12 protein-coding genes are annotated in these 14,354 nt (G+C 49.2%); 2 read left to right on the forward strand and 10 right to left on the reverse strand.

Features of this window, described 5'->3' with window-relative positions; genetic code table 11:
• Positions 1-15 precede the first annotated feature (15 nt).
• From uvrC to LI015_RS04560, 4 genes are all read right to left on the reverse strand, one after another.
• Positions 16-1,995: an excinuclease ABC subunit UvrC gene (uvrC, locus tag LI015_RS04545; RefSeq protein WP_227124232.1), complete on the reverse strand. Its 1,980-nt coding sequence runs from the start codon at positions 1,993-1,995 to the stop codon at positions 16-18.
• Positions 1,996-2,061: 66 nt separating this feature from the next.
• Positions 2,062-3,444 carry a putative glycoside hydrolase gene (locus tag LI015_RS04550; protein ID WP_227124233.1) on the reverse strand — a complete coding sequence of 461 codons (1,383 nt, stop codon included), beginning with the start codon at positions 3,442-3,444 and terminating at the stop codon, positions 2,062-2,064.
• Positions 3,445-3,796: 352 nt separating this feature from the next.
• Positions 3,797-5,416, reverse strand: a complete 1,620-nt coding sequence (locus tag LI015_RS04555; RefSeq protein ID WP_227124234.1) for a mannitol dehydrogenase family protein — start codon at positions 5,414-5,416, stop codon at positions 3,797-3,799.
• A gap of 225 nt (positions 5,417-5,641) precedes the next feature.
• On the reverse strand, positions 5,642-5,791 hold the full coding sequence (locus tag LI015_RS04560) for a hypothetical protein (RefSeq protein ID WP_002564628.1): 150 nt from the start codon (positions 5,789-5,791) through the stop codon (positions 5,642-5,644).
• A gap of 428 nt (positions 5,792-6,219) precedes the next feature.
• On the opposite strand from LI015_RS04560, the gene LI015_RS04565 reads away from it, so the two are divergent.
• A complete protein-coding gene (locus tag LI015_RS04565; protein ID WP_002564629.1) occupies positions 6,220-6,438 on the forward strand; it encodes a helix-turn-helix domain-containing protein in 219 nt (72 codons plus the stop codon).
• Between the two features lie 58 nt (positions 6,439-6,496).
• Here LI015_RS04565 and LI015_RS04570 read toward each other — a convergent pair whose 3' ends face one another.
• The 6 genes from LI015_RS04570 to LI015_RS04595 form a co-directional block, all read right to left on the reverse strand.
• A complete protein-coding gene (locus LI015_RS04570) occupies positions 6,497-7,195 on the reverse strand; it encodes a hypothetical protein (RefSeq protein ID WP_227124235.1) in 699 nt (232 codons plus the stop codon).
• Between the two features lie 238 nt (positions 7,196-7,433).
• Positions 7,434-8,882, reverse strand: coding sequence for a glycoside hydrolase family 32 protein (locus LI015_RS04575; protein WP_227124236.1), 1,449 nt, complete (start codon positions 8,880-8,882; stop codon positions 7,434-7,436).
• Between the two features lie 91 nt (positions 8,883-8,973).
• Positions 8,974-10,950: a sucrose-specific PTS transporter subunit IIBC gene (locus tag LI015_RS04580; RefSeq protein WP_227124237.1), complete on the reverse strand. Its 1,977-nt coding sequence runs from the start codon at positions 10,948-10,950 to the stop codon at positions 8,974-8,976.
• Positions 10,951-11,135: 185 nt separating this feature from the next.
• Positions 11,136-12,134, reverse strand: a complete 999-nt coding sequence (locus LI015_RS04585) for a LacI family DNA-binding transcriptional regulator (protein ID WP_002564633.1) — start codon at positions 12,132-12,134, stop codon at positions 11,136-11,138.
• 221 nt (positions 12,135-12,355) lie between these two features.
• Complete coding sequence (locus LI015_RS04590) at positions 12,356-12,715, reverse strand: YccF domain-containing protein (protein WP_002564634.1); 360 nt, start codon at positions 12,713-12,715, stop codon at positions 12,356-12,358.
• 5 nt (positions 12,716-12,720) lie between these two features.
• Positions 12,721-13,173: a hypothetical protein gene (locus tag LI015_RS04595; RefSeq protein ID WP_002564635.1), complete on the reverse strand. Its 453-nt coding sequence runs from the start codon at positions 13,171-13,173 to the stop codon at positions 12,721-12,723.
• A 452-nt stretch (positions 13,174-13,625) separates the two neighbouring features.
• Between LI015_RS04595 and LI015_RS04600 the strand changes: the two genes are divergently transcribed.
• Positions 13,626-14,318 carry an aspartate/glutamate racemase family protein gene (locus LI015_RS04600; protein ID WP_227124238.1) on the forward strand — a complete coding sequence of 231 codons (693 nt, stop codon included), beginning with the start codon at positions 13,626-13,628 and terminating at the stop codon, positions 14,316-14,318.
• Positions 14,319-14,354 lie beyond the last annotated feature (36 nt).

The raw sequence follows: 14,354 nt of genomic DNA on the forward strand, positions 1-14,354 counted from the left end.
TGTCATGTATTTTTATCATTGTGTTTCCATAATTTGGGAGTTCGTTTTTGCCCCGTCATCCGTGCCTGCGCTGGTGCCGGGCTTTTCATTGGTCTGTAAAACGGCCTGGCCACCGGTCCTGTCACTTTCCTTATCCCCATGGAAAAAGCGGTATACGGATTCGGCCGACCTGCGGTTCATTTGCGGCGTCTGTTCCAGTTCTTCCACGGAAGCGCTTCTCACCGCCTCTATATCCTTAAAATGGCGCATAAGGGCCTTTCTCCTGGCCGGCCCAATCCCTGGAATGTCGTCCAGTATGGATTTTACCTGCCCCTTTCCCCTGAGGCTCCTGTGGTATTCAATGGCAAAACGGTGGGCTTCATCCTGAATCCTGGTGATAAGCCTGAACCCTTCGGAGTGACGGTCAATGGGAATCTCCACATTATTATAGTAGAGTCCCCTGGTTCTGTGGTTATCATCCTTCACCATACCACAGACCGGTATGGAAAGCCTCAGCTTATCAAGGACCTCCAGGGCAATGTTTACCTGTCCTCTGCCGCCGTCCATCATGATCAGGTCCGGAAACCTGGTAAAACTTCCCATGCTTAAATCAGCGCCCTTTTCCTTCAGCTCCTCTGTCTCCCTCATACCGTGGGAAAACCTGCGCGTCAGCACCTCTTCCATAGACGCATAGTCATTGGGACCCTGGACTGTCTTGATGCGGAATTTTCTGTAATCGCTGCGCTTTGGCCTGCCGTCCTCGTAAACCACCATAGAACCCACGGACTCCACACCGCTTGTATTGGAGATATCGTATGCCTCCATGCGCCGGATGCCCCCGATTCCAATAAGCTCTCCAATCTGGTTGATGGCCCCGATGGTGCGAAGCTCCTCTTTCTTAATCCGCTCCTTATCCTGGGACAGCACCAGGGCTGCATTCCTGGCTGCCAGCTCCACCAGGCGTTCCTTCTCTCCCTTTTTCGGAACCACCAGCCTTACCTTCTGTCCCCGTTTGGCGGACAGCCACTGGCTGATGACCTCCTCATCCCCCAAAGGATGCTGGAGCCACAGTTCCCTTGGAATAAATGGTGTGCCTGCATAGAACTGCTTTACAAAGCTGTCCAGAATCTCGCCCTCATTTTCCGCCGTGGCAGCCGATATATGAAAATGGTCCCTGCCAATCAGCTTGCCCTCCCGGATGAAGAACACCTGTACCACCGCGTCTCTCTCATCCCTGGCCATGGCCACGATGTCCCGGTCCTCCATGCCGCTGCTGGTAATCTTCTGCTTCTGCGCCACCTGCTTCACGCTGTTTAGCAGCTCCCGGTACTCAATAGCCCGCTCAAACTCCAGATTGTCCGAAGCAATCTGCATTTTTTCCTGGAGGTTCTTTATGAGAGGGTCGAATCTGCCGTTCAAAAAGTCCAGGGCCTGGTTAAAGTTGGACTGGTATTCCTCCCTGGAAATATAACCCTGGCACGGGGCGTCACACTGCTTGATGTGGTAATTGAGACACGGCCGCTCCTTTCCCGTATCCTTTGGCAGATTCCGGTTGCAGGTCCTGATCCGGTACAATTTGTGTATCAAATCCAGGGTGTCCTTTACAGCCCCGGCGCTGGTATAAGGACCAAAGTAACGGCTTCTGCCGTCCTTCTTCATGTCCCTGGCAAACAGAAGGCGGGGAAAATCCTCCCCCATGGTTGCCTTGATATAAGGATAGCTTTTGTCATCCTTTAACATGGTGTTGTACCGCGGCCTGTGCTCCTTAATCAGGTTGCACTCCAGCACCAGGGCTTCCAGCTCGGAATCTGTCAGGATATATTCAAACCATGCAATATGGGACACCATCTGTTCAATTTTGGCCGTCTTATTCCTGCTGCTCTGGAAATACTGCCTGACCCGGTTCTTAAGGCTGATGGCCTTGCCCACATATATAATCTCATCCCTGTCATTGTGCATAAGATAAACTCCCGGACTGGCCGGGAGTTTCTTCAGTTCTTCCTCTAAATCAAACAATACCTGTCACCATCCTTTTCATATGGCCCTATATTCAGATGCTTTTTCGTTTTCCGGCATGCCGTTTTACCGGGCTGCGCCTGCCGGCGGGACAGTCTCTGGAGGAACGTTCTCTGGCGGGACAGTCTCTGCCGGAGCGTTCTCTGGCGGGGCTGTCTCTGCCGGAACCTTCTCTGCAGCGTCCCTCTCTGTCTCCAGCGCCGCCCTGGACTGGGATATACGCTGGTCCTCTTCCTCTGCTTCCTCCGGAGTAAGCAGCCCGCCGTAGTGATAACTGACCCCTGCATCCCAGAGAATCCACTGGTCATAGCCTGCATCGTAGACAGCCTGTATCTGCTGCCTCACCTGTTCATCGCCATATTTAATATAATGTTCCAGATAGGACGCAGTAAAGTCCTGAAGCCACGGCCTTACCACGGCCTGCGGCGCATCCTCCTTTGCGGATGCGGCCAGAAGCTCCCTGGAACCATTCAATGCATTTAATATTGTATCATACGGCTGGGTATCCGGATACTCTATTCCAAAATTTCCCGGCCCGTAGTGGGATGGATAAATCATGGGGCATATATAATCCAGCTGCTCCGCCATGTCCTCATATTCCTGGCCCACGGCAGCCGCATCCTCCTCGCTGCGCATAATGGTGCCGAATACATCGGCCGACACAAAGAGTCCTTCCTTTGCCAGCTCATCATGGGCATAGCCTATGAATTCCGTAATAGCCTGGGTCTTATTGCGTCCCTGGGTATCCGCGTCGTCAAAAACAACATCATTCATGGTCTTGTCCACGGCAAACCGGATATAGTCGAACTGAATCTCGTCAAATCCCGCTTCGCCTGCCTTTTTCCCCACCTCAATCAGATAATCCCAGACTTCCTTCTTATAAGGATTTACCCATGCAAGGCCTTTATTATCCCGGTAAATCTTGCCGTCAGCCACATGCAGGCTCCACTCCGGCTTCTGTTCTGCAAGATAGGGATCCCTGAACGCCACCACCCTGGCTATGGTATAGATTCCATGCTCCTTAAGCTTTGCCATAAGCGCAGGCATGTCCTGGATAAAAACCTGGCAGGCCCCTATCTCATTTACCGTAGGGGAATCCATGGCATAGGTGATCCTTCCCTGGTCATCCTTCACATCAATGACCACTGCATTGAGCTCCGTCCTGTCGATCTCCTCAATGATCTTATCCATCATATCACCGGTACCGGCCACATAGGCGGATACATAGATGCCCTTTACCTTTACCGGGTTTCTGGGCGGATATGTGGAAATGGTAATGACCTGGGAATCAGCCGCCTCTGCCTCCTGGGTCTCCTGCCCGTTCTGGGCCCCTGATGCCTCAGACTGCACAGACTCCTCCTGGGCTCTGGTCATCTCCTTTGCCGGTTCATACCGGGAACATCCTGTCATTGCAAGGATTAATATGCCTGCTGCTATCCACCTTTTCATACGTAACCTCTGTCTTTCCCAATTATCTTATGATTCCTGGAAATTCCCATTTCCATTCTTAATCTATATCAAAAAGGCAAATGCCTGTAAGTTCAGTGAATCAGACCTAAACATCCGTTCGTTCCCACTATAATACCATATTCTCCCTGTTTTGTATATAAAATATGACTTTTTTGTTACAAATTCATTAATTTCTCCCACTTTTTGTAAATACTCACATCTCCCCAACATCAAAAAGCGCCCGGACAGGGGCTGTATGCCTTTGTCCGGGCGTGTGCCGGGCCGGCCAGGGGCCGGACCGTGTTTCTTATAGATTCTTATATTCTCTCGTATTTTCTTGATTTAAATGTGTCTAAGCCTCTGCCAGATGTTTCTGAAGGGCAGCCCTTACAGCACCCTTGCCTGCAATCAGCTCAGAGAAAATGCTCTCCACATATTCGCCCAGCCCTGCCTCATACAGGTCCACTCCGAATATCTTGGCATCGCTTAAAACAGGCTGAAGCACTTCGTGTACATTGCACGGCTCTCCTACCTTTACGCCCTGCAGCTTCTCAGCCAGTCCCTCATACATGGGGTCCGGGCTTACGGCAAAGGTATTGCCCTCATCATCTACCCCCAGCAGGTAACGGCACCATCCTGCCTGAACCATGGGTATGAATTTAAGGGACTTCACATCCAGCTCAGGCCTTGCCATGTATTCCTTAATGGTCTCACCGAAACGGATGGACAGCTTCTGGGATGTGTCGCAGGCAATTCTCTGTGGCGTATCAGGCATAAAAGGATTGGGCACGCGGATCTGCAATACCTCGTCAATAAACTTCTTAGGAGAAAGAATGCCGGGATCCGTAACCACAGGAAGACCTTCTTTGTAACCGATGATTTCCACCAGCTTCACCAGGTCTGCGTCCTTCATCTCCTCGCTGATCTTGGTGTAGCCCAGGAGACAGCCATATACAGCCAGGGTGGTGTGAAGGGGATTCAGGCAGGTGCACACCTTCATGCGCTCCACCTTTTCTACGGTATCCCTGGTAGTAAACATGACGCCTGCATGCTCCAGCATGGGGCGTCCGTTGGGGAACGCATCCTCAATCACCAGGTATTCCGCTTCCTCTGCATTGACAAAAGGAGCCACATATGTGTTCTTGCTGGTGACAATGCTCTCTGTATCTGTAAAGCCTGCCTCCTCCAGCATCTTCTTGACGCTGTCATCCGGACGTGGGGTGATTTTGTCAATCATGCTCCACGGGAAGGAAACATGCGCCGGATTCTCAATATACTCCAGGAATCCGCTGTCAGCCTTTCCGTTCTCTGTCCATGCCTTTGCATAAGCGTCCACAGCCGCATACAGCTTATCGCCGTTGTGGGAACAGTTATCCATGCTGACCAGGGCCAACGGAGCTGCGCCATGGGTATATCTCCAGTAACACAGGGCGGAGAGCTTACCGATATAACTGTCTGCCTGTTCCGGACCAGCCTCAAAATCAGCCTTTACGTCCGGGCAGAAGGACCCGTCTGCCGAAGTGATGCTGTAGCCCTTTTCTGTGATGGTGAAGCTGACCATCTGCAGGGTTTTACTGGCAAAAATATCCTTTAAACAGTTCCAGTCCTCCGCATCCTGGCGATCCACGGTCAGGGACTGGGCAAGGCTTCCAATCACAGTTTTCTCAATGGTTCCATTGGCTTTCAGTGTGACCAGGAGGCTTAAGTCATCCTGAGGCCTGTATGCCTTTTTGATGATTTCATAGTCATAACCTTCTGCCACGATGATTCCGGTCTTTTCAACACCATCGTTCAGCAGCTTCTGCTGACACGCTGCAGGAAATGCGCGGAAGATATTGCCTGCACCGAAATGCACCCACTGCGGACACTCTCTGGTAGCTGCCTTCATCGCTTCTCTGTCAAATTTTGGAAGTTCTATTTCTGCTGCTTCCCACTCTTCCTTATTCCTCAGTTCACTGTCTAATAAATGCATAACCATTCCCTCCTGTGTTTGTTGATTTCATGATTTAATATTACCACCCTGAGGGTGAATAATCCATATCCCTTTTTGTTCAATACATTGCAAAACTTGCTGTAGCACCCCCGTGATTTGTCAAAAACAATGAGACCTGGTTTTACCGCATCAAAAAAGACCAGCATCTGCGCCGGTCTCTCCTCATAACTGCTGAACCTCAAAAAATACTGCATCGTCACTGAATCACCGCTGATACTGAATCACCGCTGATACATTGGAATTCTCTGTCTGGTCAAACAAATCATCCCCGTTAGCCGCCATTGCATTTACCAAAATCAGCATCGCCGCAAGCATGGCCCACGCAAAGCCGCCCAGTACCTTCCTGACTTTCATTCTACTCTGCCTCCTGGATTCATAAGCCTGATAACTGAAAATTACATGCTTAATTTCACTCCGTTATCCCATTATACAAACTTTTATGAAAAAAGCAAGTCCTTTTCCTCTTACACTGTCTTACATTTTCCTTAAAAGCCCTATATTTCAATGGATTTTACTGAATTAGAATTTTTTTCCATAAGGGGAAAACAACCTGATTCCAGCGTTCTTTAGATAGATTCTAAGGAAAATGAAGGGCAATGGGCAATGGATTTTGTCCGCCTGACATATGTCCATCCCCTCTCCCCTTACGGCTAAAATGGAATTTTTCACCTTTTTTGTAGGCAAATTCTGCATATCCGGGATATGAGCCATTTTTTTAGGTAAACTGAAATTACCTTATTTTTCTATCTATATAATATACACGTAAGAAAAGAGGATACACCGTGATTACATATGAACCTTTTTGGAACACGCTCAAGAATTCTGATGAATCCACCTATACCTTAATCTATAATCATAACCTGTCAAGCTCCACCATAGACAGACTCCGGAAAAACAAGCCGTTAAGCACCACAACGCTCAATGACCTCTGCCGCATTCTGGACTGCGACATCAATGACATCATATCCTACCAACGTTCTGAAAGTGACCAGTTTCTTTAGAAGGGACACATGCTTTCCTTCCTCCTTACCCGGTTTTTGGAGATGATTTGCTCCAGGCCTAATTGCCTTGGACCGCTGCGCTGCGAACAGCAATGGCTGAAGCCATTTCTATCACAGCATCCATACTGTCCCTGGCATCATCCTCCCAAAGTTCATAGAACACACCCTCATGCTCCCAGGAAACCAGTATACCGTGGATATCGGAATTTTCCACTGTTTTTTGGATTGTCATTTTCACCAGTTTCTCTCCTGCCCAAACCTCCTGCTGCAGAGTCCCCTCCTCGTCAAGGACGTAGTATTCCGAGGGGCCGCCTCCTGCCTCCAGGGAAGCCCAGGCCATGGCATCAGACTGTGTGTTTTCATCATGAAACTGAATCTGTACGGTATGCTCATCCTCCTGAATTATAACAGGGCTGCTGCATACCGTTACGTCATCCGGCAGCTTCAGACGCAGAACAGGGGCTTTTGCCGCTTCCTGCTCCGGGATATGCTCCGGGATATGCTCCGTGGTATGCTCCGATGCAGTCCCTTCCTCTGTTTCAAGCTCTGTCTCATGCCTTGTTTCATGCCCGTTCTCATCCCCTGTTTCAGACTCTGTTCCGGACTCTGTGACCCCGCTCACCGCGGTCTGCTGGCCTGCTGACACAGATGACGCCGTCTCCTTCTGCGCACCTGTGCCGGGCGAGCACGCGCCAAGGCCAAGGCCTGCCGCAGCCGCGGCTGCGGCAAAATATAAAATGTATTTCTTTTTTCTCATATTGCAGCTCCTTTTAACCTGTTTGTACTTTCGGCTCATTTATGAGCTTAACGCCTTTGTACCTTTAAAAGCCATGAATCTGTTCGTTCTGTGTATCTACAGAATACCATATTTTTATATTACATGCCTCATTTTTTTATTCGTAAATTACTCCTTCCGCCCAAAGAAGTCCTTATCAAAAAAAGCCTGCCCGCAGGCACCCCGGGCAGACTTAAAAATTCATTTAACAAACTCTTTCTTATTCATATATAAAACCGCTGAGTTCATAGACACTTACAGTTCCGCAGCACTTCCCTTTTATCCGCATACCAGGACGGTCACCGTACACCCTTGTGGTAAAGACCTCCAGTCCATCATTTGCAAATATTTCCAGCGAAGTGGTGTCTGAAAATATGCGCAGGTCCGTAAGCTGTTCCAGTAAAACACTGCGTCTTGTCCTGCCGCTTCCGCTGTTTCCCATGTCCAGGGTCAGCAGGCCATTTTGATAGGACAATGTGACATCATCCCTGATGGTCAGGCACATATCACTGCAGGACTCCATGGATAAACACGCCTCGAACACAAGTCCTGTTTCCACACCCTTCCCAAGCTCCCAAAAATCATAATCTCTTCTGTCCCGGCGAAGCTCCTTCATTTCCTCCAGAGGCTGCTGTAAAAGACGTCCTTCCCTCATATGAAGGAGGCGCGGCATGGTAAGGGCATGCTGCCATCCGGCTTTTACCGTCGGATTGGTATATTCTGCGTCCGGTATTCCCATCCAGCCTATGAGAATGTGCCGCCCCTGCTCGTCCAGAAAGGTCTGAGGCGCATAAAAATCAAAGCCCCGGTCCACCATTCCGGGAAACTGCGAATTCAGCCTGATGGTATTTTCCCTAAAATCATAGTCCAGACAAAAGACCGTGCACTGATGCACATTCTGATACTCTGTTCCCATGGGCTTCACCCCCTGGGGGCAGCAGACCAGGCAGAGCTGGCCGTCCAGACAGAACAAATCAGGGCATTCCCACATATAGCCAAATGTTTGTTCCGTCGTAATTCTATTAAAATACTCCCAATTTGTTAAATCCATTGACCGGTACACAAGGACCATTCCCTTGCTCAGGGCATCCCTGGCCCCCAGTACCATATAGTAATACTCCCCTTTTTTAAAGACCTTGGGGTCCCTTATGTGACAGCTCATGTCAGCCGGATAATCCTTGTGGTTCATGACCAGTTCCTTGGCAGAAAAATGATATCCGTCCCTGCTTGTAACATGAATGGTATTGCTCACCCGGCCGCTCATAATATAATCGTAATCATCCCTGTCAAACAGCTTTACATTGCCTGTGTAAAAATAATGGATGGTCTTATCCTCCACATAAGCAGAACCGGAATATACGCCATGGGCATCCAGGTCCTGGTCCGGAAAAAGCGCCGGCTCCTCCTGTTTATAGTGAATGAAATCCCGTGTGGTATAGTGACCCCAGAGCTTAATCTCCCCTGTGGGCTCAAAGGGTGTATACTGATAATAAATATGGTACAGTCCCTGAAACTGGCAGAGCCCATTGGGGTCGTTCAGCCAGCCGGTTTCCGGCATCAGGTGGTAGGCCAGGCGGCTTTCATCCGCCCTGACCCTTTCCCTGTAATCCTGGTTGTCCCGGTACCATGCTTCATAGTCCTCCCTGAGGACCTTCTCATATTTCTTCAAGCTGCTTCCTCCTCACCACTGCTTTCTTCAGGCGGCATTCTTCTCACCACTGCTTTCTTCAGGCGGCTTTCTCCCTACCTGCGCAGCATGTTTATGCCGTCTTAACTGTCTTAACCGCTTTCACCGCCAGGTCCCCGCTGTCCGCCTGTCCGCCAGGATATACGGTCACATCCAGATTTCCGCCCTCAGGCAGAATCATCATAGTCTGCGGATTCATTCCCTTTTCCCGAATCAAATCCAGGTCAGCGGCAATAAGCTTATGGCCCTTCTTTACCTTATCCCCCTGTGCCACAAAGGCCTCAAATCCCTGCCCATCCAGCTGTACTGTATTGATTCCGATATGAATGAGCACTTCCACGCCTGTCTCAGATGTAATTCCCACCGCATGCTTTGTCGGAAACAGCAGGCTTATGGTGCCGTCGCACGGCGCACATACCATGCCCTCAGCCGGATTGATGGCCACGCCGTCCCCCAGGGCCTTGGATGCAAAAACCTCATCTGCGGACTGTCCCACATCCAGGACCTGCCCTTTCATGGGGACATAAAGTTCAGTGATGATTTCCCGGGACTGCTCTATTACCTGTGGCATTTCGATTTTTCGGGATATTTCCACGTCCGAGGCTGTTTCCGTTCCCTCAGCCCTGCCTGCATCCTTTTTCTCCGGGCCGTCCTCCCTGCCAAGAGCAAACTTTTTCCAGAACACCATGGTAAGGGCAAAGGAAACGCCCATGGACAAAATGATTCCAATGGCAAAATTCATATAGTGGTCAGGCTTCATGGAGATAAAGCCCGGAAGTCCTGCCGCGCCCAATGCCTGAGCCAGTGTCTTGGTGGCTGCCAGATAAGCGCTTCCTGCCGCCGATCCGGCCATGGCTGCATAGAATGGATACTTCAGTTTCAATGTCACACCAAACATGGCTGGTTCCGTAATGCCTAACAAGGCAGAAATACCGGATGCAGAGCAGATGGACTTCATCTTGTCATTCTTTGTCATAAGAAGCACTGCCAGGACCGCGGCGCCCTGGGCCACATTGTTCATGCTGGCTGTTGAGAAAATGAAGCTTCCGCCTGTATGGGCGCTGTCGGCCAGCAGCTGTGTCTCAATGGCAATAAAGCTGTGGTGCATGCCGGTCATGGTAATAGGAGCATATGCAAATCCAAAGAGTGCTCCGCCCACAGGTCCCAGAGTATTATAGAGCCATGTGATGCCTGAGGCCAGCAGATTGCCGGCTTCCCTCAGCGCAGGTCCCACGCAGATAAAGGTCAGGAAAGAAGTTACCAGGATGGATAAAAGTGGGGTTGTCAGATTATCCAGCCAGGACGGCGTAACCTTGTGAAGCCGTTTCTCGATATTGGCCAGAATCCAGGAGACAGCCAGAACAGGAAGAACAGTTCCCTGATATCCGATGGCAGCTATCTGAAAACCAAAGATGTCCCATACAGGAGGCTGTGCCAGACCAATCTGGTATGCGTTCAGTAAATCCGGATGGACCATAATCATGCCCATGGCCGCCCCTAAAAACGCATTTCCTCCAAACTTTCTGGTTGCGCTGAATCCAATTAGTACCGGCAGAAAGGTAAAGGGTGCGTTTGCAAAGGTGTTGATGGCCGAAGCCAGTCCCTGCCACATGGGGTACAGCTCAATCATTGACTGCCCGTTTACAAGCGGGGACGTCAGAAGGTTGTTAAGTCCCATAAGAAGACCGCCTGCCACAATAGCGGGAATGATGGGCACGAAAATGTCACTGAGCATCTTGATGAAACGCTGGACCAAATTTCCCTTCCCCTCTTCTTTTTCCTCCGGCTTTTCCTCCAATGTTCCCAGCTGCTTCTGTACTTCATCGCAGACCATATTCACAATACCGGAACCAAATATGATCTGGAACTGGGATTGTGTGAGAAACACTCCCTTTACCCCTTCCAGGTCACTGATTGCCTCCTCGTTTCGCAGCCCGTTATCCCTGAGCTGAAAACGAAGTCTGGTGGCACAATGGGTAACTGACTTAATATTGTTTTTTCCACCTACGTACTTGATGACCAGACTTGCCGTCTTTGCATAATCCATCATATTCCTTCCCCTCTTCTTACTATGATTTCCCTTTGCTTTTTGGTATCGGTTCCATAACTATATAATAGGGCATTTAGCCCTTAATGTCAATGTTTTATTGGCACCGGTTCCATTTTTGAGCATAAAAAAATCATCTATGAATTTGTGCACTTTTCACATATCTTCTTCTATTTCTCCCTGCATGTTTAAAAATCACTTTGTTCTTTGACGCTGTGACCTTCTATCATTGTGTAATCCACTATCTGCTTTTTTGGCACCGGTTCCCGATGTATCATCTTAAGTATGGTTTCAGCCCCCAGATAACCCAGACCATAGGAATCAAAACGCAGGGTGGTCAGGTCCGGCTTTAACAGAGTGCTTTCATCATATCCGCCAAATCCTGCCACAGAAACATCCTCGGGAATCCTTAATCCTCTCTCCCCCAAAACATGGTACGCTCCAAAAGCCAGGCGGTCCGTGGCACATATGATTGCATCTACCGGACCCTGGTCCATCATTTCCTCAGCCATACGGATTCCGCTGGCATAGCTGTAATCCCCGGCGGCCGTGACCACATCCTTGATGCCCCATTCTTTCAGGCCGTCCATCACGCCCTGCTTGCGGTTGATACCCACGGCCACATCCAGGGCAGACACTCCCATATACCCAACCCGGGCCGGACGGGCCTTTGCCACACGGACTCCCATGGCCTTTCCTGCCCCGTAATCATCGTGGACAATGGAAATTCCCCCGTCATAGTCCTGTGCCAACACCACCACAGGCACAGGGCTTCCCTGTATCAGCTTACGGTGCGCCTCTGTTATGGTAATGGCGCTCAGTATGATGCCGTCCACCTTCAGCGTAATCAGTCTCTGAATATTCTTAAGCTCCAGGTCCACACTGTGGTCCGAATCCTTAATCAGCGTTTCATACCCCTGTTCCCTCAGGTAGCGTCCGATGCTGGTCACCACACGGCTGGACACCTTTGAATTCAGGGTGGGAAGGACCACTCCAATCACATTGCTTTCCTTGGCCTTTAACCTGGCAAATGTATTGGGTTCATAATTATACTCCCTTATGATTTCCTGTATCCGTTCCCTGGTGGACTCTCTTACACTGCCTCCGTTAAAATATCTGGACACCGTACTCTTGGTAACCCCTGCCATATTGGCAATATCATCCATGGTAATCTTTCCTGATGACATATCCATCCCTTCACTTTCATTTGCTGTGATTATACTGATTGCAGCGGAAGCATAACAGACGCAGACTCCCAGTACGCCCTGCAAAGCGGGTATTGACAGCTGCGTCTGCTTCCCTGTTATCTCTTGTGTATTAGTATATCAAAACCGCGGCGTTCTGTCCTCTATTATCATAAAATAACTGCACTGTGCCTCATTACCCCGGTCTGTTTTCATACCACACCTCAGACAATCTGGCTTCCGAAGGGCATCAGGGCCAGTTTCGCCAGCTTGAACTGCTGCAGCCCAAAGGGTATGCCCACGATGGTAATACAAAGCAGTACTCCGATGATGGCTGACTCAATGGCCAGGGGCAAACCGGAAACCAACAGCCAGATAATATTCAGAAGCAGGGACGCCGCTCCCCCGCCGTAGACCACTTCCTTTCCAAAGGGAAAGAAACTCAGGCCCGCAAACTTAAAACACTGCAGTCCCACCGGTATTCCTATGATCGTTATGCACCACAGGCAGCCTGTCAGGAGCCAGGATAAGCCGCTTATACATCCGCCGAATATAAACCATAATACATTTCCAAGACATCCCATATACCTTACCTACCTTCCTGTTCTGTTTCCAGTGTCTGCCTCATCTCCTGGAGACGTTTCCTGATACCGCTCACCTGGCGTCTGGCTTCCCTGACCTGGTTCAGAGCATCCCCTATTTTAGACTGCACCATCCAGTCAGCTATGACACCGTCAAAAAAGTAATCGGCAAAGGTCAGAAAACTTCCCACATCCATCTTTAAATCCCCGGTCAGGTTTACATCCAGCAATTCTCTCTTTAATCTGCGCAGATGTCCCCTTGCCTCATTCATGGCTGCCTGGGCCTCATCCATCCGGTTATGCTTAAACATGGTGCTGAAAAATCCGCCGCCCAGCATATCCCAGATTCCCCAACTGCTTGCCTTCTGCAGCAGTTCCTCCGCCTTTTGCAGGCTCATGGAAGCCATATCTGCTGCCATTAATGCCTCACTGATTTCCTGTTGTCTGCTTTTTCTCTCCATTCTTTTCTCCTTTCTGCGATAAACAATACCTTGCTGTTGTGCGAGGCAGGTATTACCGCCAGCTTTGCATCAGAGAAAAAAAGACCTTTATGGTGGCTGGCTCCCTGCCACAATAAAAGTCTTGCACATTTCATTTTATACGGGTGCCTCCGGCACCGAGATGACGATTTAAAATCCACCTTCTGGTGGTTCGCTACTCCCTTTTATTGGAACTGATTATAGCATGCTGTATGATGAATGTCAAATACCATATGCTGAAGAATCTATTACATTTTTCTTAGCTGTTTTCTTAGCGGCCTTCTTAGCTGTCTTCTCAGCGGCCTTCTCAGCGGCCTTCTTCCGTCAGTGCATTACAATTGTTTTCCTTGATGCACTCCCAAGTCGTCGTTCCATAGCAAATGAATGTGTGATATAATTTACTAAATCAAATTGGAAACAGAGGAGGTCAAAAAGTGAAAACAATTGGGCTGATTGGCGGAATGAGTTGGGAAAGTACAGTTTCATACTACCAGATTATAAATGAGGAAGTTAAAAGACGGCTTGGCGGACTTCATTCTGCAAAGGTTATTCTTTACAGTGTGGAATTTGACGAGATCGAAAAATGTCAGTCTGACGGTGACTGGAAAAAGAGTGGTGACATACTGGGAACGGCAGCTAAAAGCTTAGAAGCTGCAGGTGCGGACTTCATTCTGATCTGCACAAATACAATGCACAAGGTAGTTCCTCAAATCGAATCCATGATACAGATTCCGATTATACATATAGCGGATGCCGTCGCACAAGAGCTTCTGGCATGTCAGATTCGGAAAGTGGGCTTGTTGGGCACAAAATATACGATGACACAGGATTTTTATAAGCAGAGGTTAATTGACAGAGGTATAGACGTTATCACCCCGGATGCCGCGGATATTGATATTGTGAATGATATTATCTTCCATGAACTCTGCGTAGGTAATATCAGGGAAGAATCCCGCAGAGAATTCCAGGTAGTCATTGATAATTTAAAGGCAAAGGGAGCCCATGGTGTTATCCTTGGCTGTACTGAAATCGGGCTTCTTATACATCAGACCGATTCTTCACTGCCTGTTTTTGATACCACCGTGATACACGCAAAACAGGCCGTTGAACTGGCATTAGAGGTCTAGTTTCCTTTATTTAAAATTAAATCTGATGGTTTAGAC

Origin of the sequence: Enterocloster sp. 210928-DFI.2.20 (assembly GCF_020554465.1) — a bacterium.
Classification (GTDB): domain Bacteria; phylum Bacillota; class Clostridia; order Lachnospirales; family Lachnospiraceae; genus Enterocloster; species Enterocloster bolteae.